Raw genomic sequence first — 26425 nt, 5'->3', positions numbered from 1 at the left:
TGCGGCGGTGCCGGCGGGGTTCGCCGCCGGCACCGCTCCGGTCCTATTCGGAGATCTCGAGTCCGAGCTGCTCGAGCCCGTCCACGGTCTCGTCCTGCGTCTGCTCGATCGCATCGCCGAGCGTGGGTGCCGTGGTCACCGCGTCGGTGAGCGCCGTGTTGGTGATGTCGTAGTTCGGGCCCCACGACCATCCGCCGACGACCGACGCGGACGCCTCGTCGAAGACGGCGTAGATGTCGTTGCCGTAGTAGTCGACCGGGGCGACCTTCTCGGCGGTCTCGTTCAGGCCCGGGTAGGCGAGGTAGGCCGTGCCGACCGCGCCGCGCGCCTCGACGGCGGCCGGATCGGTCGTGAGCCAGGTGAGGAAGGCCGCTGCGGCGGCGGAGTTCTTCGAGTTCTCGGTGACCGCGAAGCTCGTGCCGCCGCTCAGCGCGCCGCTCGGCTCGCCGTCCCACGACGGCGGCACCGCGGCGATCCACTTGCCGTCCTGACCGCTCGCCTCGGTGCGGGTCATCAGGCCGGACGCGCTCCACGAGCCTCCGACCCAGCCGTTGACGACGCCGCTGTTGAGATCGGCGGTCCACTCGTCGCTGAAGCCGAGCTGCGGCTTCACGAGGTCCTCGTCGATGAGCTTCTGCCAGTAGTCGGCCACCTTCGTCGAGGCGTCGTCGTCGATCGAGACCTTCCAGTGGTCGTCGTCGACGCCGAACCAGGTCGAGCCCGCCTGCCACGAGAGCGGGGCGAGCTGGGGCTCGTTCGTGAAGAAGCTCGTGAGGTAGGCCTCGGGGTTCGCGGTGTGCACCGCACGGGCGGCCGCCTCGAACTCGTCCCAGGTCTTGGGCACCTCGACGCCCGCGGCGTCGAGCACGTCCTGGCGGTACCACATGACGAGCGGCGGGGCGTCGTAGGGCATGCCGTAGGTCGATCCCTCGAAGTCGACGAGGCCGCGCACCTGGTCGCTGTACTCGTCGAGCGTGCCGCTCGGCACGAGGTCGTCGAGCGGTGCGACCTGACCGGATCCGACGAAGCCGGGGAGCCGGTAGTACTCGATGCCGACGACGTCGGGGCCGGTGCCCGACTCGATCGCGGCGGCGAGCTTCGTGTAGCCGCCGTTCGCGCCGTTCGCGATCTCCTCGAAGTTCACGGTGATGTCGTCCTGGCTCGCGTTGAAGGCTGCGGCGACGTCGGCCATGCCGCTGAGGGAGGACCAGAACGTGATCTCGCCCGTGGGGGTCGCTCCGCTGCCGGTGTCGCCGGACGGCGCCGAGGCGGCGGACGAGCACCCCGCGAAGAGGACGCCTGCGGCCAGCATCGCCGCGGCGGTGAGGGAAGTGCGACGCAGGTTCATGACGGATTCTCCTTTGAATGTGAAGCGTGCACGGGCCACTGAAGTCGACTCGGGGCATCGCCGCAAGCAATGAAGCACAAAACGAACATTTCAGAACATTTCGGCGCCTGGGTTGGGGATGACGCGGGCGGTGGCGGTCACGCGGACCGCGTGGACTCCCGTTCGACGAGCGTCGGCAGGAGCGACATCCGCGTGACGGCGTGGCCGGTGCGCTCGTGCTGGCGGATGCGGTCGAAGCAGAGGCGCAGGGCCGCGTACCCGAGGTCGTGCTTCGGCGGGGCGACCGCGGTCAGCGGCACCGCGGCGAAGGCCGAGAACTCGTCGTCGTAGGCGACGAGCGCGAAGTCCTCGGGGATGCGCAGGCCGCGCTCGACCACGAGGTCGGCGAAGGCCATGGAGTCCACGTCGCCCAGCATCAGCGCCGCCGTCACCTCGTGCTGCACGCACTCGTCGTAGAACCGCTCGAGCGCATCGATGGCCGAATCCGCGCCGACGGCCGGCGTCGGCAGCGAGCGGAAGCGCACGTGCTCGGCCAGCCCGAGTCGCGCCATGGTGCGTTCGTACCCGTCGAGCAGCCAGGACGTGGTCGCCGCCTCGCGCGCCGCCAACGCGATGCGGCGATGCCCGTGCTCGACGAGGTGCCGCACCGCGAGCTCGGCCCCGTAGGCGTGGTCGCTCCGCACGGACTCGATGCGGCCGGCGATGCGCTCGTCGACCCCCCGCTCGACGATCACGACCGGCACGGGTGCCTCGATCAGCAGCTCGTGCAGCGGGGATCCCTCGACGAGCCCGTTGTGCGGCGTGATCATCAGCCCGTCGACGCCGCTCGCGATGAGGCGCTCGGCCTGGCGCAGCTCCTCGCGTTCGGAGTAGTTCGTGGTGCCGAGCACGAGCCGGCAGTTGAGCTCGCGCGCGGCGTCGCTCGCCCCGCGGATGACCTGCGGGAAGTAGTAGTTCGCGGTCGGCGCGATCATGCCGATCGTCGCGACCGGGCGCCGCGCCATCGCGCCGCCCGAACCGGAGCCCCGCTCCTGCTGCTTCGCGACCGCCGTCGAGACCGCGCCGCCGTGCACGCGCACGAGGAGGCCGCGGGACTCGAGCTCCGCGAGGTCGCGGCGCAGGGTCATCGCCGAGACGTCGAGCCGTTTCGAGAGCTGCGTGATGGCGAGCGAGCCTCGAAGCTCGAGCTCCCGCAGGATGGCGTCATGACGTGCGACGGCGACCATCGGGCCTCCAGATGTGTGAGTTTGTGCGTTCTCAAGATCGAACATGACTCACGATACGCAGTCCGCGGCGAATTCGCCTCGCCCGGCGGGACGGCCCCTGCGCGACGTACGGTGGAGACACCGCGTCGCAAGGCGCCCGCACACCATCCGGGGGGATGACGCATGTCGCAGACCATCGCCGAACTGTTCGTGGAGACGCTGAAGCGGGCGGGGGTGAGCCGGGTCTGGGGCCTGCCGGGCGATTCGCTCAACGCGTTCACCGACGCACTGCGCCGTGACGGCGGCATCCGCTGGCTGCATGTACGGCACGAGGAGACCGCGGCCTTCGCCGCTGCCGCGGATGCCGCCGTCACGGGCGAGCTCGCCGTCGTCGCGGGAAGCTGCGGGCCGGGCAACCTGCACTTCATCAACGGACTCTTCGACGCGCAGCGCAGCCGGGTGCCCGTGCTGGCGATCGCCTCGCAGATCCCGTCGTCGGAGATCGGCAGCGGCTACTTCCAGGAGACGCATCCGCAGGAGCTGTTCCGCGAGTGCAGCGTGTACAGCGAACTCGTCGGCGACCCGTCGCAGCTGCCGTGGGTGCTCGAGATCGCGATGCGCACGGCCGTCGAGCAGCAGGGCGTGGCCGTCGTGGTCGTTCCCGGAGACGTGTTCTTCGCCGACGCGCCCGAGCGCCGGCCCGGCGCCCCCATCCGCGCCGCCAGCCCGCGGATCGTGCCCTCCCCCGACGAACTCGCCGAAGCCGCCGGGGTGCTGAACGCCGCGGCATCCGTCACCATCCTCGCGGGAGCGGGCGTGGCCGGCGCGCACGACGAGGTGCTCGCGCTCGCCGAACGCCTGCAGGCGCCCATCGTGCACGCGTTCCGCGGCAAGGAGCACATCGAGTACGACAACCCCTACGACGTCGGCATGACCGGGCTGCTCGGCTTCGCGTCGGGGTATCGCGCCATGGAGAAGTGCGACGCGCTGCTCATTCTCGGCAGCGATTTTCCGTACCGCCAGTTCTACCCGTCGAAGGCGAAGATCGTGCAGGTCGACGTGCGCGGCGAACAGCTCGGGCGCCGCACGCCCATAGACGTCGGGCTCGTCGGCGACGCGCGCGAGACGGCGACCGCCCTGCTGCCGCTCATCGCCGACGGGCGCAGCCCCAAGCACCTCGAGTCGAGCCTGAAGCACTACGAGAAGACGCGGAAGGAACTCGACGGACTCGCGAACGACGACGGCAAGGAGCCGATCCACCCCGAGTACGTCGCGAAGCTCATCGACCGGCTGGCCGACTCCGATGCGATCTTCACGGCGGATGTCGGTTCGCCCGTCGTCTGGACGGCGAGGTACCTGCACCTGACGCGCGACCGCCGACTGATCGGCTCCTTCACGCACGGGTCGATGGCCAACGCGATGCCGCACGCGCTCGGCGCGCAAGGCGCGGCCCCCGGACGCCAGGTCATCGCGCTCGCCGGCGACGGCGGCCTCTCGATGCTCATGGGCGACCTGCTCTCGATCCGGCAGAACGACCTGCCCATCAAGATCGTCGTCTTCAACAACTCGTCGCTGAACTTCGTCGAGGTCGAGATGAAGGCGGCCGGCATCGTGAACTTCGGCACGGAGCTCGTGAACCCCGACTTCGCCGCGGTCGCCGAGTCGGTCGGCATCACGGGCATCCGGGTCGAGCGCGGGGCCGACCTCGAGGCCGCGCTGACCCGCGCGTTCGCCGAGCCGGGCGCCGCGCTCGTCGACGTGGTCGTCGCGCGCCAGGAGCTCTCGATCCCGCCGTCGATCACGGCCGCGCAGACGAAGGGGTTCGCGCTCTACGCCATGCGCACCGTCTTGTCGGGCCGCGGCGACGAGTTGCTCGACCTCGCCGACACGAACGTGTGGCGGCGTATCTTCGGCTAGTCGGCGTCTCGCACGGCACCGGCGGCCGCGACGACCTGGGCCCGAGCCGGGGCGGCCGGGCCGGGGCTGATGCGCTGGATCAGCGTGGAGAGTTCGGCGTGCAGCCGCACGAGGTCGTCGACCTCGACGCCGAGCGAGGCGACGACCTGCTCGGGCACGCGTTCGGCCTGGTCGCGCAGGCGGCGGCCGGCGTCGGTGAGCCGCAGTGCGAGCTGCCGCTCGTCGTGCGGCGAGCGCTCGCGGGTCACGAGCCCGGCGGCCTCGAGTCGCTTGACGAGCGGTGACAGGGTCGCGGGCTCGAGGCGCACGAGCGCGGCGATCTCGGAGAGCGCGAGCGGCTCGTGCTCCCACAGGGCGAGCATCACGAGGTACTGCGGATGCGTGAGCCCCATAGGCTCGAGGATCGGCTTGTACGTGCCGATCACGAGCCGGGAGGCGACGGCGAGCGCGAAGCAGAGCTGGCGGTCGAGCGCGAGCGGGTCGACCTCATCGACGGTGGCGGCGGCATCCATATTCGTTAGTATACTAACTGTTATGGCACGAACGAATGAGGACCCGGAGAACTGGACGCCCGAGCGCGGCCTCAATCCGCTGAACCCGTTCATCGGCAAGCCCGGCTTCTACAACGCCTTCAACCGCATGATCTTCCGGTTCACGGGCCCCGCGCAGGTCGGCATCGGCCGCCCCGAGGCGCCGTACGTGCCGCCGGCCGACCCCCGCTGCCCGCTCTGCGGCGGACTGATGGCCGCGCACGACATCGATCGCTCGGGCGAGCGCACGCAGGTGCACTGCCCGCCCGCCGCCGCTGCCCCGGTCGAGTAGCGAGCGCAGCACGCGTCTCGAGACCGCGTCCGCTCTGGCGGGTCTCGAGACGCGTCGCCTTCGGCGGCGCTCCTCGACCGGCGATGATGCCCGACCGGCGGATGCGACGCGAACGGCCCGGCTGGAGCCGGGCCGACCACCACCCCCGTCGAAGGGTAGTGACCGACCGAGCCCCAGCCGGGCCGGGTCGTGTGTCGACGAGTCGCGACGAGCGCGTCAGATGCCGAAGATCGTCCAGTGCGCCGACGTCGAGGTGCCCGGTTCGAGCACGATGAGGTCGGTGCCCGAGTTGAAGGCGTCGGGCGGGCAGGTCATCGGCTCGACCGCGAGTCCGGTGCGGCCGCTGCCGTCGGCCGTGTGGATCTGCACCCACGGGCACTCCCGACCCCACGCCATGCCGACGCCGCGTCCGCTCGCATCGACCAGCGTCACCTGCACGGCGCCCTCGGGCCCGTCGGCGTCGTACGCCAGGCGCGTGAAGGCGTGGTCGATCTCGGTCGAGGCGATGCGCCGCGGCATCCGGAAGTCGAACGAATCACCGTCACGTGGCGCGTCGACCGACGCCAGGCCTGTCGGGATGAGCCGGTCGGGCGTCACCTCGAGCACCTCGGCCGCGGGCATCGTCAGCGTCCAGTCGTCGACCAGCCCGTCGCCGGCCACGAGATACGGGTGCGGACCCGTGCCGTAGGGCGCGGCATCCGGACCGAGGTTCTTCGCCGTGACCGTGGTGTGCAACCCGCCGGCGTCGATGCGGAAGTCGACCGAGATCTCGACGCGGTGCGGGTAGCCCGCCTGCGCCTCGATCGTGGCCGTCAGCACGACGCGCGCGCTCTCGCGGAGCGTGGGCGTGAAGTCGAGCCACGCCGCGAGCCCGTGCAGCGCGTGGCCGCGGTCGGGCTCGGTGAGCGGCAACTGCTCGTCGATTCCGCCGAAGCGGTAGCGCCCGTCGGTGACGCGGTTCGGCCACGGCACGAGCGTCACGCCGCGGTAGGCCGGGCGCACCTCGTCGGCCGCGAACGGCACGACCAGGTCGCGGCCCTCGAACGTCAGCGAGCGCAGCGACGCCCCGATGCTCGCGATGCTCGCCTCGTAGCCGTGACCCGCGATGGTGTGCTGGTACCCCGAAAGTGCGAGTTCGGCCCCCACTTACAGGCCCTGCGCGAGACGGTAGTACGCCTGGTTCCAGCGCACCTCGTGCTTGAACCCGGGCAGCGTGGTGTCCTCGTCGATGACGAGCAGCTCGAGCTCCGCCATCTCGGCGAAGTCGCGGAACACGTCGATGCCGACCGCGGTCGACATGACCGTGTGGTGCGCGGCGCCGGCCGTGAGCCAGGCCGCGGCCGAGGTGCGGAAGTCGGGGGCGGGCTTCCAGACGGCACGGCCGACGGGCAGGTTCGGCAGCGACTCGCGCGGCGCCACGTTCTCGACGACGTTCGCGGTGAGGCGGAACCGGTCGCGCATATCGCTCATCGCGACGACCACGGCGGGGCCGGGGTCGGCGGTGAAGACGAGGCGCACGGGGTCGTCCTTGCCGCCGATGCCGAGCGGGTGCACCTCGAGCGTGGGCTTCGCGCTCGACAGCGAGGGCGAGACCTCGAGCATGTGCGCGCCGAGGATCAGCTCGTCGCCGGGGGTCATGTCGTAGGTGTAGTCCTCCATGAGGCTCGCACCGCCGGGCAGGCCGGCACCCATGACGTTCGCGATGCGCACGAGGATCGCGGTCTTCCAGTCGCCCTCGGCGCCGAAGCCGTAGCCCTCGGCCATGAGGCGCTGCACGGCGAGGCCGGGCAGCTGCTTCAGCTCGCCGAGGTCCTCGAACGAGGTGGTGAAGGCGCCGAAGCCGCCCTCCTCGAGGAACGAGCGCAGGCCGATCTCGATCGCGGCGCCGTCGCGCAGCGACTGGTGGCGCTCGGCGCCCTTGCGCAGCTCGGGCACGACGTCGTACTCGTTCTCGTAGACCGCCACGAGCTCGTCGATCTCGGCCTCGGATGCCGCGGCGACCGCCTCGGCGAGCTCGTTGACGCCCCACGTGTTGACCTGCACGCCGAGACGAAGCTCGGCCTCGGTCTTGTCGCCCTCGGTGACGGCGACGTAGCGCATGTTGTCGCCGAAGCGGGCGAGCTTGAGGTCGCGGCTCGCGGCCAGGCCGGCGGCGGCGCGCTGCCAGGTGCCGAGCTGCTGCTGCACGACGGGGTCGCTCGCGTGGCCGACGATCGTCTTGCGGGGCACGCCGAGGCGGGTCTGGATGTAGCCGAACTCGCGGTCGCCGTGCGCGGCCTGGTTCAGGTTCATGAAGTCGAAGTCGATGTCGGCCCACGGCAGCTCGACGTTGGCCTGCGTGTGCAGGTGCGCGAGCGGCTTCTGCAGGGCGTCGAGGCCGGCGATCCACATCTTCGCGGGGCTGAACGTGTGCATCCAGGCGACGAGGCCGATCACGTTCGGCGCGGCGTTGGCCTCGAGCGCGACCTTCTTGATCGCGGCCGAGTCGGTGAGCACGGGCAGCCAGACGATCTTCACGGGCACGTCGGATGCCGCGTCGAGCGTCGCGGCGATGGCCTCCGACTGCTCGGCGACCTGTGCGAGGGTCTCGGGCCCGTAGAGGTGCTGGCTGCCGGTGAGGAACCAGACCTCGTACTGGTCGAGCGAGGTGGTGAGGGGCGTGCGGGTCATGTTCGTGTCCTTCTGGTGGGAGGTGGAGGTCAGAGTGCGTCGACGGCCGCAGCCTCGGCGGCGAGGCCGGCGCGGTAGCGGTCGAGGTAGGCGGCGAAGCCGGCGACATCCGCCGGGTCGGGATCCGCTGTCGTGAACCCGGCGTCGGCGAAGACGCGGTCGTTCAGGTAGGTGCCGAGGTCGGTCGGGCCGTCGTGCGCCGACGCGGCCGTGAGGTACGACGCGAGCACCGCGATGCCCCAGGCGCCGCCCTCCGAGGCGGTCTCGCCGACGGCGACCGGCGCGTCGAGCGCGCCCGCGAGGAACCGCTGGGCGACGCCGGCGGTGCGGAACATGCCACCGTGGGCGAACATGCGATCGAGCTCGACGCCCTCGCCGTCGAGCACGCGCATGCCGAGCGCGAGCGTGCCGAACACGCCGTAGAGCTGCGCGCGCATGAAGTTCGGCAGCGTGAGGCGGCTGTCGGGCGTGCGCACGACGAGCGGCCGGCCCTCGGTGAGGCCCGCGATGGGTTCGCCCGCGAGGTGGTTGTAGGCCAGCAGTCCGCCGGCGTCGGCCTCGCCCTCGAGCGCGGCCGCGAACAGCGCCTCGAACACGGCGTCGGAATCGATCGGGGTTCCGGATGCCGCGGCGAACTGCCCGAACACGCCCGCCCACGCCGCGAGCTCGCTGGCGCCGTTGTTGCAGTGCACCATCGCGACCGGGTCGCCCGCGGGCGTGGTCACGAGGTCGAGCTCGTGGTGCGCGTGCTCGAGCGGACGCTCGAGCACGACCATCGCGAAGATGCTCGTGCCGGCGCTCACGTTGCCCGTGCGCGGGGCGACCGAGTTCGTCGCGACCATGCCCGTGCCGGCGTCGCCCTCGGGCGGGCAGAGCAGGGCGCCCGGCTGCAGGCCGCCGGTCGGGTCGAGCAGGGCAGCGCCGGCCGCGGTGAGCACGCCGGCCGGAACGCCCGCCTCGAGCGACTGCGGCAGCAGCTCGACGAGGGGCTTCGGCAGGCGATCGCCCACGAGTGCGTCGTACGAGGCGACGAGCGCGGCGTCGTAGTCGTGCGTCGCGGCGTCGATCGGAAACATGCCCGAGGCGTCGCCGACGCCCAGCACCTTGCGATCGGTCAACTTCCAGTGCACGTAGCCCGCGAGGGTCGTCACGAAGCGGATGTCGGGAACGTGCGCCTCGGCGTCGAGCACCGCCTGGTGCAGGTGGGCGATCGACCATCGCAGCGGGATGTTGACGCCGAAGCGCTCGCTGAGCTCGGCGGAGGCCGCACCGGTCGAGGTGTTGCGCCAGGTGCGGAACGGCACGAGCAGGTCGCCCCGCTCGTCGAACGCGAGGTAGCCGTGCATCATCGCCGAGACGCCGATCGCGCCGAACGTCTGGGGCGTGGCGTCGTAGCGGCGTCGCACGTCGGCGACGAGGTCGGCGTACGAGGCCTGCAGGCCCGACCAGACGGCGTCGAGCGAGTAGCTCCATCGGCGGTCAGCGGTGAACTCGTTCTCCCACTCGTGGCTGCCGACGGCGAGCACGCGGGTCGGGTCTTCGGCATCCACGAGGCAGGCCTTGATGCGGGTCGAGCCGAGCTCGATGCCGAGCGACGTGCGGCCCTCGAGGATCGCGACGCGCGCGGCATCCGCTTCGCTGCTCTGGGACGCGCCCTGGGGGGTGCTCTGGGGTTCGGTGCTCATCGTCGGGCATCTCCGCTCTGTCCGTAGACGTTCTGGTATCGGTCGTACAGCCGGTCGATCGCTTCCTGCGGGATCGGGATCAACGGGCCGGCCTCACGCGCCAGGTGCACCGTGCGGGCGACGTCCTCGACCATGACCGCGGCCTTGACCGCATCCTTCGCGCTCGTGCCGATCGTGAACGGGCCGTGATTGGCCATCAACACCGCACGAGACCGGTGACCAGTCAACGTGTCCACGATGCCACGACCGATCGAGTCGTCCCCGATGATCGCGAACGGACCCACCGGAATCGGACCACCGAACTCGTCCGCCATCGCCGTGATCACACACGGGATCGGCTCGTTCCGGGCCGCCCACGCCACCGCATACGTCGAATGCGTGTGCACCACCCCACCGACCTCGGGCATGTTCCGGTACACGTACGCATGCGCCGCGGTATCACTCGAAGGGCTGCGCTCGGCACCGGGGGTGCCCTCGATCACCTGGCCGTCGAGATCGCACAGGATCATGTTCTCCGGCGCCAGGTCGTCATAACTGACCCCCGACGGCTTGATCACGAACAGGTCGGCACCCGGAACCCGACCAGACACGTTGCCACCCGTCCACACCACCAGGCCGTACCGCGTCAACTCCGCATGCAACTTCGCAACCTCGGTACGAACCCGCGCGATCGCCGTCTCGACGTCGGCCCCGAACTTCTGGGGTGTTGCACTCACGGGGCTTCCTCCATCGCGATCGGGCCACTGTGACCGGTCACATTCTGACGCAGACGGATGCGGGTGTCAATCGCGCCGGGGACCGTCCAGGTTGCCGGCCGCAGGGGCTCGAAGGCTGACGAGCCGGCGATGTCAGTGCCGGGCCGTCGATGCCCGGACGATCAGCTCGGGCACGAGCATCGGACGGTTCGCCGCGGCATCCGCACGATCTGCACCATCTGCCCCCTCGCCGCCACCGACACCGTCGGGCCGTTCGATGAGCGCCGCGACCGCGCGACGTGCGAGCTCGTCGAAGTCCTGCCGCACGGTCGTGAGCGGCGGCCAGAAGAACTCGGCATCGGGGATGTCGTCGAAGCCGACGAGGCTGAGCGAGCCCGGAACCTCGCCGCCGCGCTCGCGGACGAAGCGCATGAGGCCGAGCGCCATCTGGTCATTGGCGGCGAAGACGGCGGTCGTGTCGTGCGCCAGCAGGGCCTCCCCGGCGTCGTAGCCCGATCTGGCCGACCAGTCGCCGCGCACCACCGCGACCGGCTCGAGGCCGTGCGCTGCGAGTTCGAGGTCGAGGCCGTGCTCGCGCGAGCTCGACTCCAGCCAGTCCGACGGTCCGGCGAGGTGCGCGATGCGAGTGTGCCCGAGCTCGACGAGGTGCCGGGTCGCGATGCGCGCCCCCTCGACCTGGTCGACGGCGGGACTGCGGTCGCCACGACCGCCCGCGAGCAGCGTCACGACGGGCACGTCGACGCGCAGCTCGTCGAGCGCCTCGAGCACCCGCACGTGCGGTGCGACCACGACGATGCCGTCGACGGCCTGCCCGCGCAGGTGCGCGATGCCCGCGGAGACCGACCCGAGGTCCTCGGAGTCGACGTAGGCGGTGCTCACCCAGTGGCCCGCGGCGCGCGCAGCGGCCTCGAGGGCCGCGATGCTCGTCGACGGTCCGTAGTTGCGCGAGTCCGACGCGAGCACGCCGATCGTGCGTGACCGCTTCGTGCCGAGCGCCCGCGCAGCGAAGTTCGGCGTGTACTGCAGCTCGGCGATCGCGTCCATGACCCTGCGCCGCGTGGACTCCTTGATCTGCGGATGCTCGTTCAGCACGCGCGACACCGTCTGACGCGAGACGCCCGCGAGCACGGCGACGTCGCGCACGCCGACCGCACGCGTCGAGGCGAGCGCCTCGGGCCCGTCGGGAGCGCGCTCGGTGCCGGATGCCTGCATGTGCCACCCCCGCTCGCTGTCGAACCCGAGCGTAACCGACGGCCGCGCGGGCGAACGGCCGCCGATCGGGCGGCGGGGTGCTGCGGCATCCGTCATCAGAACGAGGCCGACGCCCACCAGACGATGATGAACAGGCCCATCGCGACGAACACGACGCCGACGATCAGGAACACGTTCGCGCTCGGGCCGCGCGCGTCGGCGCGAGCCACGTTCGACTGACGCTCGGCCGTGATGGTGTCGGCGAGCCAACGCCGTCGAACGATCAGCGCGACACCGCCGACGAGCGCGAGCACGGCCCACGCGAGGGCGAAGATCAGGCCGGGTTCCACCCCGTCAGCCTACCGTCGACCCCGTGGAGCACGGCCCGGAGCACCCCATGTCGCCGGCCCGGAGCATGGTCCCCCGCTTGGGGGACACTGTGACATTCGAAAAGCCTTTGATCTGGTCGATTCCCTTCTGCTAGGAAAGGGGGGTCCCAAACCCCCCTACTGAATGGACACCCGATATGACCTCCCTCGACCTGCAGACCGAATCCGCAGCCCAGAGCGACTACGCCGCCGTCGGCGGAGCGCCCGCGATCACCGCGGTCGTCAACCGGTTCTACGAGCTCGTGCTGGGTGACGACCTGCTCGCCAAGCACTTCGAAGGCACCGAGATGGCTCGCCTCAAGCGGCACCAGGTCGCGCTGGTCTCCCAGGTCATGGGCGGGCCCGTCGAGTACGAAGGACGCGAGCTGCGCGCGGCCCACGCGAACCTGGGCATCACGGCCGAGGAGTTCGGCGCCGTCGCCGGCCACCTCATCACCGCGCTGACCGAGGCCGGCGTGCCGTCGGAGATCATCGACCGCACCGTGGGCGCCGTCGCCGCGACCCAGCCCGACATCGTCGAGGTCGCCGCGGCCCAGGACTGACGGCGTGGACACCGCCGCGCTGAAGCACACCTGGTCGCTGGCGGAGACGCTCGGCGACGAGGTGCCGCTCTTCTTCTACTCGCACCTCTTCTACACCCACCCCGAGCTGCGGGCGATGTTCCCGGTCGCGATGGCCACCCAGCGCGACCGGCTCGTCGGCGCGCTCGGACGCATCGTCTCCAACGTCGACCAGCTCGACGAGGTGACGGCGTTCATCCAGCAGCTCGGCCGTGACCACCGACGGTTCGAAGTGGTCGCCGAGCACTACGACGCGGTCGGCCTATCGTTGCTGACCACGCTCAAGCACTTCCTCGGCGAGCTCTGGACCGAGGAGCTCGCCGCGGACTGGGCCGCCGCGTACGGCGTCATCGCCACCGCGATGGTGCAGGCCGCCGAAGAGGCGGAGCTGAGCAGCCCGCCGTCCTGGGCGGGCCATGTCATCGGCGTCGAGCGCCGGAGCATGGACATCGCGGTCGTGCACGTGCGCCCCGAACCCGAGCTGGTGTTCGAGCCGGGGCAGTCGTTCGCGGTCGAGACGCCGTACACGCCGCGCATGTGGCGGTACTACAGCCCGGCCAACGCGCCGCGCGCCGACGGCACGATCGAGTTCCACGTGCAGTTGGTGCCGGGCGGGCCGGTGTCCGGCGCCATCGCGCGCCGACTGAAGGTCGACGACGTGCTGCGGCTTGGCTCGGCGGTCGGCCAGGAGCTGACCTTCGACGAGGCCGACCGCGGTCGTGATCTCGTCATGGTCGCCGGCGGAACCGGCCTGGCACCGCTGCGTTCGCACCTCGAGCGCATCGACCTGCAGTGGCAGGCGACCGGCGACGCCCCGCGCGTGCACCTGTTCCACGGAGCCAGGGTGCCGTGGAACCTGTACGAGCACCGGCTGCTGCAGAGCCTGGCCGGTCGGCCCTGGTTCGACTACACGCCCGTCGTCTCCGACGACGCCAGCTACCCCGGCCGCCGGGGTCTGGTGAGCGAGGCGGTCGCCGAGTCCGGGGTCATCCCCGGTGCGCTCGCGATGGTGTGCGGGTCGCAGTCGATGGTTCGCCACACGGCCGCCCGCCTGCGCGATCTCGGCGTGCCCTCCCCCGATATCCGTTTCGAACTGTTCGCCCGACTCGAAGACGATCGCGAGCCCCGCGACCCGCAGTCGCCGCAGCTCGCCGAACAACCGATGGGAAGTGCCCGATGACCATCTGGGACGACGAAGAGGAACTCCCGATCCCCCGACCTCCCGCACCCGAAGGCGGCCTCGTCGCCGCCGTCTCGCGGCTGCCTTCGGCGGGTGACGTGAAGTTCGCCCCGCGGCCACTCGGCGGCTACGACCGCGCCGAGGTCGACGCATTCGTCGACGACCTCGGCGAGACGGTGGCCGCGGTCTGGGCCGCCCTCGACGAGGACCGCCACGAGCTCGCCGAGCTCCGGGCCGAGAACACGAAGCTCCGGAGCTCCGACAACGCCGACCTCGAGCACGAGGTCACGCTCGGCGCGGTCGGCCTGCTCTCGCAGGCGCAGATGATCGCCGACAAGGCGGTCGCCGACGCCGAGGCGTACGCCCGCGATCTCGTGCTCACGGCGCGCACGCAGTACCGCGAGGCGCAGGAGCGCAACGCCGCCGAGGCCGCGGCCTCCGCACCGGCGGGTACCGGCTCGGGGTCGGGCGTCGGCGGGGCCGCCGGCTCCTCCGAGCCGAGCACGGCCACAGGGTCGATCTCGCTACCGTCGCTGCCCGAGATCGAGTTCGTGCGCACCTACGCGCAGGTCGCGCAGGTGCAGTTGCGCTCGGTGCTCGACGCGCTCACCGAGCAGGTCGATCGCCTCGGCACGCTGCCGCAGCCCGAGCCGGTCGAGGCCGTCACCGTGGTCGCCGAAGACGAGGTCCCCGACGAGGAACCCGACTGGCTGCCCGCCGTGCCTCCGCAACCGACGAAGGGGCGGCAGTCGTACGTCAGTCCCTGACACGTCGAACCGCCCGACGATCCGTCACCCTCGTGTGAGCGGGTCGTCGGGCCGTTTCAGCGTCGCCGTTTCAGCGTCGCCGGATCGGCTTCGTCTTCCGGCGAGCGCCCACCGCCCTGCCGGACCGGGGGCGAGGTGAGCCGAGCGGATGCCGCGGCCCGTCGTCGCTACCCCTCGTCGCCCTCGGCGCGCGCGAAGTCCGCCTTCCACTGACGGAAGCCGTCTTCGGAGCGCCCGCGCCGCCAGTACCCCGAGATCGAGAGCTGCTCGCGGGCGAGGCCGCGCTCCGACCGCAGGTAGGGGCGCACGCCGCGCATGACCTCCTCGGCCTCGCCGTGCACGAAGGCGTGCACGCGGCCGTCGAGCCAGTCGACCCGCCGCACCGCCTCGGTGAGAAGGCCGGCGCCGGTGGCGCCGGCGCGATGCACGAAGGTGACGTGCGCCGCACCGGGCAGCTGGAACCGCGGTTCGTACGCCTCGGACTCGACGACCACCACGACCCTGGCCACGGCGTTGGTGGGCAGCACCTCGAGCGCCGCCGCGATCGCGGGCACCGCCGACTCGTCACCGGCGAGCAGGTGCCAGTCGGCTTCGGGATCCGGTCGGTACGCCCCGCCGGGGCCGTTGGCGAGCAGGATGTCGCCGGCCTGCGCGTTCGCCGCCCAGGGCCCCGCAACCCCCTCGTCGCCGTGCACCACGAAGTCGATGTCGAGCGTGCCGGCCGCGACATCGGGATGCAGTGCCGTGTACGTGCGGACGACGGGCAGGTCCTCGGCCGCCAGAGTTGCGCGGAGCTCCCGCACGTCGATGTTCTCGGGCAGCGTCACCCCCGGCTTCGGGAACACGAGCTTGAGGTAGCGGTCGGTGAACCCGCTCCCGTCGAAGGCCGAGAGGTCGTCGCTGCGCAGGTGCACGCGGCGCAGGGAGGGCGTGACCCACGAGGTGCCGGTCACGACGAGACGGGTGGTCGGCATGGGGGTGCTCCTTGTGCGATTCGGGGTCGCTTCCATCTCACCACGACTCGGGGCGGTGCTCGCCGATCCGTACGGGCCGATCCGTACGAGCCGACCGCCAACGGCACGAACCGCCCCCGCCACGGTGTCGTGACGAGGGCGGTTCGAGGGCACGTCGCTCAGAGCACGCCGGGAACGAGCACCCGATCGATCGTGTGGATCACGCCGTTGGAAGCCTTGATGTTGATGGCCGAGACCACCAGGCGCGGGTCGGTGAACGCGGGGTTCTCATCGCGCAGCGTGAGCAGCCGCGGCTTCACGATGCCGCCGTTGGCCATCGTGAGCGACTTGGAGAGCACGACGCGGATCGGCCCGAGCTGCTGGCCGGGCACCACGTGGTAGAGCAGCACGTTCGTGATCTGCTCGGCCGTGAGCGCGGTGGTGATCGTCGTGAGCGCGTCGGCCTCGCTCGCCGGGGCGGTACCGGTGAGGTCCTGCACCAGCCGCAGGAAGGCTCGGTCGTTCGGGGCGAACACGGTGAACTTCGTCGACGTGTCCGCCAACGTCGAGGCGAGTCCCGTGGCGACGAGCGCCTGCACGAGCAGGTCGTAGTCGCGCGGATCGTTGTCGGGCGTGCCGCCGCCCGATGCGGCGACCGCGACGTCGACGATGGTGCCGGGCGGCGTCGATCCCCCCGTCGCGTACGCCGGTGCGGCCGAGACCGCGACGAGCGCGGCTGCGGCGATGAGCGCAGCCATGACCTTCTTGATCATCACTTCACATCCTTCTGTCGATTCGGATGATGCGACGCCTCGGCAGATCGCGGAGCCGCCATCAGGGTGTTCCGGCGACAAGGCCTGAACGGATGCAGGTGCGACGAACTTCGAGCCCGCTGCATCCGATCGCCCCTTCGAGGGAGAAGACCTCGGTGAACGGCACCATCCGGACCGATGCCACCGAACCGACGTCAGTACGGAGCATCACCCCGAACCAGCACCACCAACGATCTGGAGGGATCATGAAGCGCATCGCCATCGTCGGCGCCGTCGCCGGCGCCGCCATCGGCCTCCTCGGCCTCACCCCGGCCCAGGCGGCCGAGAGCCCCGCCATGCTGTCCGTGCTGCACGGCGTGCCCGACCTCACGGTCGACGTCTACGTGAACGACGAGCTCACGCTCGACGACTTCACGCCGGGCTCGCTGGCCGGCCCGCTCGAACTGCCGGCCGGCACCTACTCCGTCGCGATCACGGCGGCGGACGCGGCGGATGCCTCGGCGCCGGCCATCGGACCAATCGACCTGAATCTGGCCGCCGGCATGAACTACACGGCCGTCGCGCACCTGACCGCGGCCGGAGAGCCGACCGCGACGCTCTTCACGAACGACACGGCGCCGACCGCAGCGGGCCAGGGCCGACTCACGGTGCGACACGTCGCCGCGGCACCCGCCGTCGACGTGCTCGCGGGCGGAACGGCCGTCATCTCGAACCTGGCGAATCCGAACGAGTCCAAGCTCGACCTCCCCGCCGGCACGATCTCGGCGTCGGTCGCCGCAACCGGCACGACCGACCCGGTCATCGGCCCGGCCGACGTCGCCGTCGCCGAGGGCGCCAACACGATCGTCTACGCGTGGGGCAGCCTCGAGGACGACAACCTGGCCCTCGCGATCCAGACCGTGACCGGCATGTCCACCGCTCCCGGCGATGTGCCAGCGGGCTCGGCCGGCCTCGTGGCGACGAACGCGAACGAACCCGCGACGGTCGTCTGGATCGCCGGCGGCGCCGCACTGCTCCTGTTCATCGCCGCGGCGACGCTCGTCGTGCTCCGGCGCGGAGCCGGCGCTCGGTAGCCCGATTGAGCCAGAAGCGCACGGCGAAGGCCGCGATCCGGGGTGTCCATGCCCCGGTCGCGGTCTTCGCGCTGCTCGCCGTGCTGCTCACGGGGTGCGGTGCCGACTCGAACGCCGCCGCACCCGGCGCGCCACAGGCATCCGTCGCCCCATCGGCGACCGAGCCGCGGACCGTCCGTCCGACCCCACCGCAGCCTGCGGCGGCACCGGCCATCCCGATGGTCTCGGCCGCGCTCGAGGATCGGCCGCCGCTGAACGGGCAACCACCGGTGCGACTCAGCGTGCCCGATCTCGGCATCGACGTGCCGATCGAGCCGGTCGGACTCGACGACGAGGGGCGCATGGGGCTGCCGGCGAATCCGGCGACCGCCGCCTGGTACGCGTACGGCGTCGCCCCCGGCGACCCGAGCGGATCGGCGGTCATCGCCGCCCACGTCGACTCGATCGAGTACGACATCGGTCCGTTCTCGCGACTCGCGGGCGCGCCATCCGGAACCCTCATCGACGTGACCTCGGCCGACGGCACCGTTCGCCGATTCGCGCTCGACTCGATCGACACCGTGCTCAAGGGCACGGTCGACTGGTCGAGCGTGTTCCGCCGCGACGGGGCGCCGGTGCTCACGCTCGTGACCTGCGGAGGCGAGTTCGACTGGAGCGCGCGCCGGTACCTGAGCTCCGTGATCGTCACGGCACAGGCGACCGGATGAGCGGGGATCACTATGCTGGGCGGCACGGTGAGCGCGGGTGACGTTGCGGCGACGGACGTGATCCGCGATCGCCACGCAAACGAGCGAAGGGGCGGGTTCGGGTCGATGAGTGCGCCGTCCTCCGCCGAAGGCGCCACGGGTGACATGGGCGCTGGCACCGGGGCGGGTGCGGGCGCGGCGGCGGGCGCAGGCGCGGCCGGCGAAGCGCATGCGGCGATCGCCGCGGGGTTCGCGCGGGGCGACGAGGCGGCACTCCGCGACGCCTATGCGCGATGGTCGCCGCTCGTCTTCACGCTCGCGGTGCGCTCGCTCGGCAATCGCACCGATGCGGAAGATGTGGCGCAGCAGGTCTTCATCTCGGCCTGGCGGAGCCGCGAGCACTTCGACCCGAGCCGGGCGACCCTCCAGTCGTGGCTCGTCGGCATCACCAAGCACCGCATCGCCGACGCCCACGAGGCCCGCACCCGCGCCGGGCGCATCGAGGCCGAGCTCGTCGGCGTGGCCGAGGTCGACGGCGGGGTCTTCGACGAAGACCTGGCCGAGCGCGCCATGGTGTCCGAGGCGCTCAACGGGCTGCCCCCCACGCCGAGGCGGGTCATGCACCTCGCCTTCTACGAACGGATGACGCACTCGCAGATCGCCGAGCGACTCGACCTTCCCGTGGGTACCGTGAAGAGCCACATCCGGCGCAGCCTCGCCCGGATCCGAGAGCGATGGGAGGTGGAGGATGCACCCGGAACCTGAGGACCTCGCCGCGCTCGCAGCCGACGGCGCCGAGCCGAGCGGTGCGATCGCCGAGCACCTGCGGTCGTGCGAGCCCTGCCGGTCGGAGTTCGAGGCCTACGTGGAGGCCTCGGTCCAGGCCCTGGCGTCCGTCGGCGACCTCGGCCTCGAGGCCCCGCCTGCCTCGGTCTGGGAGGGCGTCCACGGCGAGCTCGGGCTCGACGCCCGGTACGCAGCGGACCCGCTGGCTTCAGCTTCAGCTTCGACGGCGTCGGAGACGGCGTCCGCACCCGCTGCCTCTGCCGCGTCCGACGCACCGATGCGCGCAGCCGTCCCGATCAGGCCAGCGGATGCCGCGGGCGGCCCTCGCCGGGGAGTGCGACGCTGGTGGCCGGCTGTCGCCGCAGCGGCCGCGGTCATCGGCCTCGTCGCGGGCATCGCCATCGGCGCGAACGTGATCGGCTCGGGATCGTCGGGATCCGAGAAAGTCATCGCCGAGGCCAGGCTCGAACCGTTCCCCGGCTGGAACGCCGACGGGCGTGCCTTCCTCGAGCAGGACCGCGACGGCCGCTACTCGATGCTCATCGAGCTCGACGGCGATGTCGATGTCGACGGACTCACCGAGGTGTGGCTGCTGCGCGAGGAGCCGATCGGGCTCGTGAGCCTCGGGCTGCTCGACGGCCGAAGCGCCAGGTTCGCCCTGCCCGACGACCTCGACCTCTCGGAGTTCTCGGTCGTCGACCTCTCGGCCGAGCCGTCCGACGGCAACCCGACCCACTCGGGCGACTCGATCGTCCGCGGGCAGCTGCAGCGGCTCTGACTCCCGAGCACACTCTCGAGAGCCGAGGAACCATGACCCCGCCAGCCGTCTTCGTCACGGGCGCGACCGGCATCGTCGGCTCCGCGGTCGTCGACCACCTGGTCGAGCGCGGCGAACCGGTCGTCACCGCGGTCAGGGCCTGCGTGCCCGTGCCGCGCTCCGCAGCTCACGCCTCCATGCGCTCGGGATGCCGCGACGACCGTCTGAGGTTCGCCAGCGCGATCGGCTTCGAGCACGGAATGGCGATCAGGTCGCCGGGCTCGACGTCGGCCGGGAGGTGCGCGCGGAGCGTCGCGGAGCCGTGTGGCCGGAGCTCGACCCAGCGGCGCCGGGCCCTGCCGAGGCGCCCGAGGAGTCGTGCGCGCTCCGCGACCGGCTCGGCGCGGTGCAGCTCGGCGTCCACCCACACCTCGATGCGCCCGTCGGGGTTCCGCAGGATCGCATCCACCCTGGCGACGATGACCGAGGCCATGCCGTGGTCGGCCTCCGCGTTGCGCACGCACGGCGTGCCGTGCTGTTCGGCGGCGCGAAGCATCGAGACCTCGCCGACGACGACATCCGTTCCACGGAACGCCGTGCGATGCGGCCACGCCCGACGCGCTGCGGCGCTGCGCAGCTGGTTGCGGTGCCACTGCACGGAGTGCATCACCGCCCGCACCGGCCGTAGGGCTCGCCGAGATTCGGCCGCACGTCGTGGAGCGAGGCGGCGTCCCGGCACGGGATGGCGAGCAGGTCGCCCACCACGAGGTCGGCGGGCAGCAGCGTCGGTCGATCCGGTGCTCCGAGCAGCGCCGGGGTCTCGTGCGCGGTCGAGATCCGCGCGATGAGTCGCGTGTCCATCGGCAGTGCTTCGACGTTCGCCAGGTCGGCGTCGAGCTGCACGAGCCGGTTCCCCGAGCGGTCGTCCACCCGGGTCACGCGGGCGACCACGACCGACACGGTCTCCTCGTGCGAGGCGCGCCCGCCGGTGCCTGGCTCGACGGCCGCGGCCGTGTGCACGCACGGGGTGCCGCACACTTCGGCGAGCCGGTGCAGCGAGACCGCGGCGATCACGACGTCGTCGAGTCCGGCGACCGTGTTCGCCGGCCAGTGGCGGGCCACGATCGGGTCGGGAACCAGGCGGCGCATGGACGGGAGGATGCTGGTGAGCGTCATGCATCCGGTCTACGCCCGCGCGCGACATCCGCCGCCCGTCCATACGGATCCCGAACGGGTCGCGCGGCGAACCTGACGCGCCCCAGACGAGCCGGAACGTTCGCGGGTCGAGGGTCGCGGCTCCGGAACGACCCCGAGAAACACGAGAGCCCCGGATCTCGAGGATCCAGGGCTGGTGACTGTTGTAGCGAGGGCGGGACTCGAACCCGCGACACCACGATTATGAGCCGTGTGCTCGTATCGGTTCTGCCTGCCTTGGCCGTTCTGGCAGGAAATCCGCTCTTCGGTGCGCTTCGATGATCACGGCAGATGCTCGATATTCACCCATTTTGACTTCGAGTGTGGTCAGAATGTGGTCAGCAAGCACCAGACGACAAAGCTGTGGGCCATTGCGCTGGCGGTGCGGCGGCACCATTGGCACAACGTTCTTTCGAACTCCCGATCTCCGAGGCTGGACTACTATTCGAATACACGTTCGAAAGTAGGCCATGTTGGGAGTCCATCTTGAAGCCCGCAGGCGCTGATCTTGCGGCAACCGCATCTGGGCAAGCACGCGATCGGCTGACGCCATGACTCAGAATCGCCGATATCGCTCCCCTCTCGATCGCAACATCGAGCGAGCTCTTCGAGCCGACGAACTCCGCGGGACGCCAATATCTCTTTCGACAGAGGAACTCGTAGGTACCGGGCGGCGAATTGAAGCGCGGGAACCGATTCAGGTCGAAGCTTGGGTCCGATACCGAGTTGTCTACGAGGAACCCCGCGTTGTGAGCGGTGAAGCGATCGCTTGGACCGACGGTGCGGTGCTTGTTCGGTGGCGTGCATCTGACGACACGCACGAACGACTCACGTGGGTCTGGGCGAGCGCGGTGCGCAGGCTACCGGGCGGAAGCTCAACCTCGTCCTGACCTGCCCAAAGCGTCGGAACAGAGTTGGCCGCTCCCGCTCGCCGTCGATGAGACTGCCTTCCGAGCTCTAGTTGTCCGCTTTGAGCGCGAGCGTCGCTGAAAAACCAACTAGCGGACTCTCTCGGACTGCGTGCCCTGCTTCGTTCGTAAGACCGAGCCGGTTCGGTTCGACTACTCCTCCAGTGCGGCGTCGAGCGCCTTGCGGAGGTCGTCGGGCGAGGTGAGTGGGATGTACTCGTCGTTGACGAAGATCGTCGGAGTGCCGGTGGCGCCAAGCGCGCTCGCGGCGTCGTAGTCCTGCTGGACTCTGGCTTCGGTGGCCGGGTCGGCAACGGCATCGTCGTAGGCGGCGAGGTCGAGGTCGAGTTCCTGCGCGAACTCGCGGAACCGATCAGCCGCGGATACTTGCTGTTCGCCCCACTCGCCCTGGGTCTCGAACATGCGGTGGTACATCTCCTCGAACTTGCCCTGCTGCGCGGCGGCTTCCACAGCTATGGCCGCGGTACGTGAGTTGAAGTGCCCTGGCAGGGGAAAGTAGCGGGTTACGAAGGTGACACGGCCGGCGTACTCCTCGCGGAGTTCCTCGACGACCGGGTAGACGGCACCGCACACTTCACATTCGAAGTCGAGAAACTCGGTGAACGTGACGTTGCTGTTCTCAGCGACGTCCAATCGGTGACTGTTCTCAGCGACGACCGTCGAGGTCGCTGGCGCACTCTGCACAACACCGGGCTGGTTGAGCGCGATCGCGACGATGCCGGCTCCGCCAACGAGGAGGACACCAGCGAGGATGCCGGCCTGAATCTTCGTGCTTCGTTTCAATGGATTCCTTGTGTCAGGGTCGTTGGCCGATCGAATCGGGACCCATCATGAGTGCTCGTCCTCGTCGTCCTCGAGGAGCATGCCTACCGAGGTTGCGCATGCGTCGCCGCGCCACGCTTCGATGCCTTCACGCACGGCGAATCCGGCGATGACGAGGCCGGCGATCGCATCTGCCCACCACCATCCGAACATGCTGTTCAGGACGAGGCCGACCAGCACAGCCGCGGAGAGGTAGGTGCAGATCAGGGTCTGCTTCGAGTCTGCGACGGCGGTCGCTGAGCCGAGTTCGCGACCGGCCCGGCGCTCCGCGAGCGAGAGGAAGGGCATGACAAGAACGCTGAGCGCGGTGATGACCAGGCCGAGGGTGCTGTGCTCGACGTCGGCTTGCAGGATCAGCGCGAGCAGCGAGGAGGCCGTCACGTAGGCGGCGAGGGCGAAGAAGGCGACCGCGATGACGCGGAGGGTGCCCTTCTCCCAGCGCTCGGGGTCGCGGCGCGTGAATTGCCAGGCGACCGCGGCTGCGGAGAGCACCTCGATGGTGGAGTCGAGTCCGAACGCGATCAACGCGGATGAGGACGCGATCGTGCCGGCCGTGATCGCGACCACAGCTTCGATCAGGTTGTACGCGATCGTCGCCGTGACGATCCAGCGGATCCGGCGCTGCAGCGTGTGCTTCCGCTCATCGGAGAGCGAGGGCGTGTGGACGCTCATGCGCAGGTGCAGCTATCTCCAGCGCAGCAGCCGGGATCGACGAAGAGCACGACCTGCAGCAGCTCGTTGAGCGCAGGTGCGAGGTGCGGGTCGGCGAGGCGATACCAAGTGCGGCGCCCGTCCGGCACCGCCTCAACGAGTCCGCACCCGCGCAGGCAGGCCAGCTGGTTTGACATGACCTGACGGGACACGCCGAGCGCATCCGCCAGATCGGACGGATACGCCGGAGCCTCACGAAGCGCGAGTAGGACTCCCGTGCGGGTCGCGTCCGAGAGCGCGTACCCGAGTCGGGCGAGCGCTGCGGTGTGCGTCACGGACGCGGTGGCGGTCGACATGGGATCGACCGTACAGCAATCCGTGAATAAACGAGATGCTGTATCGCCGGACTCGCCTTAGGGCCGATCAGTGCGGCTTGCGGCTGTGCTCAGTCACCTTCCGACCTCCCGGCGGTCCCGTTGCGGAATACGCATAGGGGGTATAGCGTTGCCACCAATATACCCCCCGGTGGTATCGATGAGGAGAGTGTGATGGCCACGATTGAGTACACGGTGACTGGCATGACCTGCGGTCACTGTGAGATGTCAGTGCGCGAAGAGGTGCAGCAGGTGGCGGGGGTGTCCACGATCGACGTGTCGGCCGCGAACGGGCGCCTGCTCGTGTCGGGAGAGCAGCCGATCGATGATTTGGCAGTGCTGGCAGCGGTCAAGGAAGCCGGCTATCAGGCGGCCCGGGCCTGACTCTGGGTCTCCGCTTACGCCGCACGCACGCATGACGAGCCACCCGTGCAAATTGATGACCGATAGTTCGTCCGACCATTGAAGGATTCACCACCATGAACGACAGCTGCTGCAGTATCCCTGCTCCGTCTCTTGCCGCCATGCCCGACCATGCACCAAATCTGCTCGGCCAGGACACCCCGGAAGACCTCGCCGAGTGCCCGGTCATGAAGGGCAGCACCGTGGTCAAATCCAAGGCGGAGGCTGCCGGTCTGTACCGTGACGTCGACGGCGTCCGCTATTGGTTCTGCTGCGCTGGCTGCGGACCGAAGTTCGACGCGGATCCGGCCGCGTACATCGCCGCATAGCCGGCGCCACCCACCTCGCCGCTCGCGTTTGAGAGAAGGCCGAACTATGAACGACCAGCACCAGCACCACAGTGATCAGGCCTCGGCTGCCGCTGCCCGAACCACAGAATCACAGCCGATCGCCACGCACACGGAGCACGAGCACACCGGCCACGACGCCGGACACTCCGACCATGGCGGGCACTCCGGACACGGCGATCACGTCGGGCAGTTCCGCCGGCTGTTCTGGATCAACCTGATCCTCGCGGTCCCGGTCATCGCGTTCTCGCCGATGTTCGCCATGGTGATCGGCTACGAACTGCCAGACCAACCGTGGCTCGCCTGGATCTCGCCGGTCCTGGGAACCGTCATGTATGTGTGGGGCGGCCGCCCGTTCCTCACCGGCGCTGTCTCAGAGATCCGCGCGCTCAAGCCCGGCATGATGCTCCTGATCGGGCTGGCGATTACGGTCGCGTTCCTCGCATCGTGGGGTGCGAGCCTTGGACTGCTGGATCACGAGCTCGACTTCTGGTGGGAGCTCGCGCTACTGATCGTGATCATGCTCCTCGGCCACTGGGTCGAGATGCGCTCCCTCGCGCAGACCACCTCGGCGCTGGACTCCCTCGCCGCGCTCCTGCCCGATGAGGCTGAACGCGTCGATGGCGACACGACCGTCACCGTGCCACCCGGCGACCTTCGCGTGGGCGACGTCGTCGTCGTACGCCCCGGCGGGCGCGTTCCCGCCGATGGGCGGGTGGTGAGCGGGTCGGCGAGTGTGGATGAGTCGATGATCACCGGCGAGTCCAAGCCGGTTCGCCGCAGCGAAGGTGACCCGGTCGTCGCCGGGACCGTCGCGACGGATTCCGGCATTCGCGTCGAAGTCACCGCCGTCGGTGACGACACCGCACTGGCTGGCATCCAACGACTCGTCACCGACGCGCAGAACTCCTCATCGCGTGCCCAGCGGATCGCCGACAAAGCCGCTGCGGCGCTGTTCTGGTTCGCACTCGGGGCCGCGGTTCTCACCGCCATCGTCTGGACGCTTGTCGTCGGCAACCCCGACGAAGCAGTCGTCCGCACCATCACCGTCCTCGTGATCGCCTGCCCCCACGCCTTGGGACTTGCAATCCCTCTCGTCGTCTCAATCGCGACGGAGCGCGCCGCCCGTGGTGGCGTGCTGATCAAGGACCGCCTCGCGCTCGAGAGCATGCGCACCGTGGACACCGTCCTGTTCGACAAGACCGGCACGCTCACCAAGGGCGAACCCACTGTCAGCAGCATCGAGACGGTGGAGGGGTGGGACGCCGACCAGGTCCTCGCTCTGGCCGCCGCCGCCGAGGCCGACTCCGAGCACCCGCTTGCCCGCGCGATCGTCGCGACCGCGAACGAGCGAGGAATCACCGTTCCTCGAGCCACCGACTTTGATTCCGCACCCGCCGTCGGGGTGACCGCGACGGTCGAATCAGCCCAGATTCGCGTCGGCGGCCCGCACCTGCTGTCCGAGGAGAACGTCACCGAACTGCCGATCGCCGACCATTGGCGACAGGACGGCGCGATCATCTTGCACGTCCTCCAGAACGGTCGAGTGATCGGGGCACTCAAGCTCGCCGACGCGATCCGTGACGAGTCCCGTGAAGCCGTCGCGGCGCTTCACGAGCTCGGTGTGCAGGTGGTCATGATCACCGGCGATGCTGACGCGGTCGCGCACTCGGTCGCGACCGAACTCGGCATCGACCGGTACTTCGCCGGAGTGCGACCCGAGGACAAGTCCGCGAAGGTCAAGGAGCTGCAGGGCGAGGGCCGGAAGGTCGCCATGGTCGGGGACGGCGTCAACGACGCCCCGGCACTCGCTCAGGCCGATGTGGGCCTCGCGATCGGTGCCGGCACCGACGTCGCGATCGCGTCGGCCGGGGTGATCCTCGCCAGCGATGACCCCCGCTCGGTCCTCTCGGTGATCCAGCTGTCCCGAGCGAGCTACCGCAAGATGAAGCAGAACCTCTGGTGGGCCGCCGGCTACAACCTCATCTCGGTCCCGCTCGCCGCCGGGGTGCTCGCACCCATCGGATTCGTGCTCCCCATGTCCGTCGGCGCGATCCTGATGTCGCTTTCGACGATCATCGTGGCCCTGAACGCGCAGCTCCTGCGCCGACTCGATCTCCGTCCCGAGGCCAGCACCAGGGCCCTCCTCGGCGACCGGGCAGGCACACTCGGAGAAGCAACCGTGAAGGAACCGGACCACGCGCGGGCCTGACCCCACCTCACCGAGA

28 protein-coding genes are annotated in these 26425 nt (G+C 70.2%); 12 read left to right on the top strand and 16 right to left on the bottom strand.

Annotated elements, in window-relative coordinates; all coding sequences use genetic code 11:
- Positions 1–43: 43 nt before the first annotated feature.
- Positions 44–1348 (bottom strand): ABC transporter substrate-binding protein, encoded by a 1305-nt coding sequence (locus ATC03_RS02280; RefSeq protein ID WP_067872638.1) that lies wholly within the window; start codon positions 1346–1348, stop codon positions 44–46.
- 137 nt (positions 1349–1485) lie between these two features.
- Positions 1486–2574 carry a substrate-binding domain-containing protein gene (locus ATC03_RS02275; protein ID WP_067872636.1) on the bottom strand — a complete coding sequence of 363 codons (1089 nt, stop codon included), beginning with the start codon at positions 2572–2574 and terminating at the stop codon, positions 1486–1488.
- A 162-nt stretch (positions 2575–2736) separates the two neighbouring features.
- On the opposite strand from ATC03_RS02275, the gene poxB reads away from it, so the two are divergent.
- Positions 2737–4470: a ubiquinone-dependent pyruvate dehydrogenase gene (poxB, locus tag ATC03_RS02270; RefSeq protein WP_067872633.1), complete on the top strand. Its 1734-nt coding sequence runs from the start codon at positions 2737–2739 to the stop codon at positions 4468–4470.
- On the opposite strand, the gene ATC03_RS02265 is transcribed toward poxB, so the two are convergent.
- Complete coding sequence (locus ATC03_RS02265) at positions 4467–4982, bottom strand: MarR family winged helix-turn-helix transcriptional regulator (RefSeq protein ID WP_067872630.1); 516 nt, start codon at positions 4980–4982, stop codon at positions 4467–4469. The genes poxB and ATC03_RS02265 overlap by 4 nt on opposite strands.
- A gap of 22 nt (positions 4983–5004) precedes the next feature.
- Between ATC03_RS02265 and ATC03_RS02260 the strand changes: the two genes are divergently transcribed.
- Complete coding sequence (locus tag ATC03_RS02260) at positions 5005–5292, top strand: hypothetical protein (protein ID WP_227820205.1); 288 nt, start codon at positions 5005–5007, stop codon at positions 5290–5292.
- 216 nt (positions 5293–5508) lie between these two features.
- Here ATC03_RS02260 and ATC03_RS02255 read toward each other — a convergent pair whose 3' ends face one another.
- The 6 genes from ATC03_RS02255 to ATC03_RS02230 all read right to left on the bottom strand — a co-directional run bounded on the left by ATC03_RS02255 (position 5509) and on the right by ATC03_RS02230 (position 11904).
- Positions 5509–6438 carry an aldose 1-epimerase family protein gene (locus ATC03_RS02255; RefSeq protein WP_084003209.1) on the bottom strand — a complete coding sequence of 310 codons (930 nt, stop codon included), beginning with the start codon at positions 6436–6438 and terminating at the stop codon, positions 5509–5511.
- The gene (gene araA, locus ATC03_RS02250) at positions 6439–7962 is read right to left on the bottom strand and encodes an L-arabinose isomerase (RefSeq protein WP_067872627.1); all 1524 of its coding nucleotides are present in this window, start codon (positions 7960–7962) and stop codon (positions 6439–6441) included. It abuts the gene before it with no gap.
- A 29-nt stretch (positions 7963–7991) separates the two neighbouring features.
- Complete coding sequence (locus tag ATC03_RS02245; RefSeq protein ID WP_067872624.1) at positions 7992–9647, bottom strand: xylulokinase; 1656 nt, start codon at positions 9645–9647, stop codon at positions 7992–7994.
- The gene (locus ATC03_RS02240) at positions 9644–10363 is read right to left on the bottom strand and encodes an L-ribulose-5-phosphate 4-epimerase (protein WP_067872623.1); all 720 of its coding nucleotides are present in this window, start codon (positions 10361–10363) and stop codon (positions 9644–9646) included. Before ATC03_RS02240 ends, ATC03_RS02245 begins: the two co-directional genes overlap by 4 nt.
- A 132-nt stretch (positions 10364–10495) precedes the next feature.
- Positions 10496–11692, bottom strand: a complete 1197-nt coding sequence (locus ATC03_RS02235; RefSeq protein WP_227820204.1) for a LacI family DNA-binding transcriptional regulator — start codon at positions 11690–11692, stop codon at positions 10496–10498.
- Complete coding sequence (locus ATC03_RS02230) at positions 11671–11904, bottom strand: hypothetical protein (RefSeq protein WP_067872620.1); 234 nt, start codon at positions 11902–11904, stop codon at positions 11671–11673. Before ATC03_RS02230 ends, ATC03_RS02235 begins: the two co-directional genes overlap by 22 nt.
- A gap of 176 nt (positions 11905–12080) precedes the next feature.
- Here ATC03_RS02230 and ATC03_RS02225 point away from each other — a divergent pair, with 176 nt between their 5' ends.
- Genes ATC03_RS02225 through ATC03_RS02215 form a run of 3 tightly spaced genes read left to right on the top strand, consistent with a single transcriptional unit; the run spans position 12081 to position 14450 of the window.
- Complete coding sequence (locus ATC03_RS02225; RefSeq protein WP_067872617.1) at positions 12081–12485, top strand: group I truncated hemoglobin; 405 nt, start codon at positions 12081–12083, stop codon at positions 12483–12485.
- 4 nt (positions 12486–12489) lie between these two features.
- Positions 12490–13683 (top strand): globin domain-containing protein, encoded by a 1194-nt coding sequence (locus ATC03_RS02220; RefSeq protein ID WP_067872615.1) that lies wholly within the window; start codon positions 12490–12492, stop codon positions 13681–13683.
- Entirely contained in the window at positions 13680–14450 is a 771-nt protein-coding gene (locus ATC03_RS02215; protein ID WP_067872612.1) for a DivIVA domain-containing protein, read from the top strand. The genes ATC03_RS02220 and ATC03_RS02215 overlap by 4 nt, the downstream gene beginning before the upstream one ends.
- Positions 14451–14617: 167 nt before the next feature.
- Here the strand turns inward: ATC03_RS02215 and ATC03_RS02210 are convergent, their stop codons facing one another.
- A complete protein-coding gene (locus tag ATC03_RS02210; RefSeq protein WP_067872608.1) occupies positions 14618–15424 on the bottom strand; it encodes a siderophore-interacting protein in 807 nt (268 codons plus the stop codon).
- Between the two features lie 158 nt (positions 15425–15582).
- The gene (locus ATC03_RS02205; RefSeq protein WP_152030832.1) at positions 15583–16176 is read right to left on the bottom strand and encodes a fasciclin domain-containing protein; all 594 of its coding nucleotides are present in this window, start codon (positions 16174–16176) and stop codon (positions 15583–15585) included.
- Between the two features lie 245 nt (positions 16177–16421).
- Between ATC03_RS02205 and ATC03_RS02200 the strand changes: the two genes are divergently transcribed.
- The 4 genes from ATC03_RS02200 (at position 16422) to ATC03_RS02185 (ending at position 19499) form a co-directional block, all read left to right on the top strand.
- On the top strand, positions 16422–17249 hold the full coding sequence (locus tag ATC03_RS02200; RefSeq protein WP_067872602.1) for a DUF4397 domain-containing protein: 828 nt from the start codon (positions 16422–16424) through the stop codon (positions 17247–17249).
- Positions 17250–17254: 5 nt separating this feature from the next.
- Positions 17255–17956: a class F sortase gene (locus tag ATC03_RS02195; RefSeq protein ID WP_084003206.1), complete on the top strand. Its 702-nt coding sequence runs from the start codon at positions 17255–17257 to the stop codon at positions 17954–17956.
- Between the two features lie 144 nt (positions 17957–18100).
- Positions 18101–18700 carry an RNA polymerase sigma factor gene (locus ATC03_RS02190; protein ID WP_084003670.1) on the top strand — a complete coding sequence of 200 codons (600 nt, stop codon included), beginning with the start codon at positions 18101–18103 and terminating at the stop codon, positions 18698–18700.
- Positions 18684–19499: an anti-sigma factor gene (locus ATC03_RS02185; protein ID WP_067872599.1), complete on the top strand. Its 816-nt coding sequence runs from the start codon at positions 18684–18686 to the stop codon at positions 19497–19499. Before ATC03_RS02190 ends, ATC03_RS02185 begins: the two co-directional genes overlap by 17 nt.
- A 166-nt stretch (positions 19500–19665) precedes the next feature.
- On the opposite strand, the gene ATC03_RS20110 is transcribed toward ATC03_RS02185, so the two are convergent.
- From ATC03_RS20110 to ATC03_RS02160, 5 genes are all read right to left on the bottom strand, one after another.
- Positions 19666–20145, bottom strand: a complete 480-nt coding sequence (locus ATC03_RS20110) for a hypothetical protein (protein WP_152030831.1) — start codon at positions 20143–20145, stop codon at positions 19666–19668.
- Entirely contained in the window at positions 20145–20654 is a 510-nt protein-coding gene (locus ATC03_RS20105; RefSeq protein WP_067872592.1) for a hypothetical protein, read from the bottom strand. The genes ATC03_RS20110 and ATC03_RS20105 overlap by 1 nt, the downstream gene beginning before the upstream one ends.
- A gap of 1079 nt (positions 20655–21733) precedes the next feature.
- A complete protein-coding gene (locus tag ATC03_RS02170; RefSeq protein WP_335622257.1) occupies positions 21734–22234 on the bottom strand; it encodes a DsbA family protein in 501 nt (166 codons plus the stop codon).
- A 195-nt stretch (positions 22235–22429) separates the two neighbouring features.
- Complete coding sequence (locus ATC03_RS02165; RefSeq protein WP_067872590.1) at positions 22430–23095, bottom strand: cation diffusion facilitator family transporter; 666 nt, start codon at positions 23093–23095, stop codon at positions 22430–22432.
- A complete protein-coding gene (locus ATC03_RS02160; protein WP_067872587.1) occupies positions 23092–23430 on the bottom strand; it encodes an ArsR/SmtB family transcription factor in 339 nt (112 codons plus the stop codon). Before ATC03_RS02160 ends, ATC03_RS02165 begins: the two co-directional genes overlap by 4 nt.
- Before the next feature lie 192 nt (positions 23431–23622).
- On the opposite strand from ATC03_RS02160, the gene ATC03_RS02155 reads away from it, so the two are divergent.
- The 3 genes from ATC03_RS02155 to ATC03_RS02145 all read left to right on the top strand — a co-directional run bounded on the left by ATC03_RS02155 (position 23623) and on the right by ATC03_RS02145 (position 26409).
- Positions 23623–23832 (top strand): heavy-metal-associated domain-containing protein, encoded by a 210-nt coding sequence (locus ATC03_RS02155; RefSeq protein ID WP_067872585.1) that lies wholly within the window; start codon positions 23623–23625, stop codon positions 23830–23832.
- A gap of 95 nt (positions 23833–23927) precedes the next feature.
- A complete protein-coding gene (locus ATC03_RS02150) occupies positions 23928–24179 on the top strand; it encodes a hypothetical protein (protein ID WP_067872581.1) in 252 nt (83 codons plus the stop codon).
- A gap of 46 nt (positions 24180–24225) precedes the next feature.
- Positions 24226–26409, top strand: coding sequence for a heavy metal translocating P-type ATPase (locus ATC03_RS02145; protein ID WP_067872578.1), 2184 nt, complete (start codon positions 24226–24228; stop codon positions 26407–26409).
- Positions 26410–26425: the final 16 nt, after the last annotated feature.

It is taken from the genome of Agromyces aureus, assembly GCF_001660485.1.
Taxonomy (GTDB): Bacteria; Actinomycetota; Actinomycetes; order Actinomycetales; family Microbacteriaceae; genus Agromyces; species Agromyces aureus.
The sequence above is the reverse complement of the archived record's forward strand: the minus strand, read 5'-3'. Positions and strand labels throughout refer to the sequence as shown.

Coding starts and splice junctions, on each gene's coding strand:
- ATC03_RS20105 (WP_067872592.1), bottom strand. CDS start 20,654: ATGACGCTCACCAGCATCCTCCCGTCCATGCGCCGCCTGGTTCCCGAC.
- ATC03_RS02210 (WP_067872608.1), bottom strand. CDS start 15,424: ATGCCGACCACCCGTCTCGTCGTGACCGGCACCTCGTGGGTCACGCCC.
- ATC03_RS02165 (WP_067872590.1), bottom strand. CDS start 23,095: ATGAGCGTCCACACGCCCTCGCTCTCCGATGAGCGGAAGCACACGCTG.
- ATC03_RS02190 (WP_084003670.1), top strand. CDS start 18,101: ATGGGCGCTGGCACCGGGGCGGGTGCGGGCGCGGCGGCGGGCGCAGGC.
- ATC03_RS02155 (WP_067872585.1), top strand. CDS start 23,623: ATGGCCACGATTGAGTACACGGTGACTGGCATGACCTGCGGTCACTGT.
- ATC03_RS02225 (WP_067872617.1), top strand. CDS start 12,081: ATGACCTCCCTCGACCTGCAGACCGAATCCGCAGCCCAGAGCGACTAC.
- ATC03_RS02185 (WP_067872599.1), top strand. CDS start 18,684: ATGCACCCGGAACCTGAGGACCTCGCCGCGCTCGCAGCCGACGGCGCC.
- ATC03_RS02150 (WP_067872581.1), top strand. CDS start 23,928: ATGAACGACAGCTGCTGCAGTATCCCTGCTCCGTCTCTTGCCGCCATG.
- ATC03_RS02215 (WP_067872612.1), top strand. CDS start 13,680: ATGACCATCTGGGACGACGAAGAGGAACTCCCGATCCCCCGACCTCCC.
- ATC03_RS02205 (WP_152030832.1), bottom strand. CDS start 16,176: ATGATCAAGAAGGTCATGGCTGCGCTCATCGCCGCAGCCGCGCTCGTC.
- ATC03_RS02200 (WP_067872602.1), top strand. CDS start 16,422: ATGAAGCGCATCGCCATCGTCGGCGCCGTCGCCGGCGCCGCCATCGGC.
- araA (WP_067872627.1), bottom strand. CDS start 7,962: ATGACCCGCACGCCCCTCACCACCTCGCTCGACCAGTACGAGGTCTGG.
- ATC03_RS02160 (WP_067872587.1), bottom strand. CDS start 23,430: ATGTCGACCGCCACCGCGTCCGTGACGCACACCGCAGCGCTCGCCCGA.
- ATC03_RS02265 (WP_067872630.1), bottom strand. CDS start 4,982: ATGGATGCCGCCGCCACCGTCGATGAGGTCGACCCGCTCGCGCTCGAC.
- ATC03_RS20110 (WP_152030831.1), bottom strand. CDS start 20,145: ATGCACTCCGTGCAGTGGCACCGCAACCAGCTGCGCAGCGCCGCAGCG.
- ATC03_RS02280 (WP_067872638.1), bottom strand. CDS start 1,348: ATGAACCTGCGTCGCACTTCCCTCACCGCCGCGGCGATGCTGGCCGCA.
- ATC03_RS02275 (WP_067872636.1), bottom strand. CDS start 2,574: ATGGTCGCCGTCGCACGTCATGACGCCATCCTGCGGGAGCTCGAGCTT.
- ATC03_RS02145 (WP_067872578.1), top strand. CDS start 24,226: ATGAACGACCAGCACCAGCACCACAGTGATCAGGCCTCGGCTGCCGCT.
- ATC03_RS02260 (WP_227820205.1), top strand. CDS start 5,005: ATGGCACGAACGAATGAGGACCCGGAGAACTGGACGCCCGAGCGCGGC.
- poxB (WP_067872633.1), top strand. CDS start 2,737: ATGTCGCAGACCATCGCCGAACTGTTCGTGGAGACGCTGAAGCGGGCG.
- ATC03_RS02245 (WP_067872624.1), bottom strand. CDS start 9,647: ATGAGCACCGAACCCCAGAGCACCCCCCAGGGCGCGTCCCAGAGCAGC.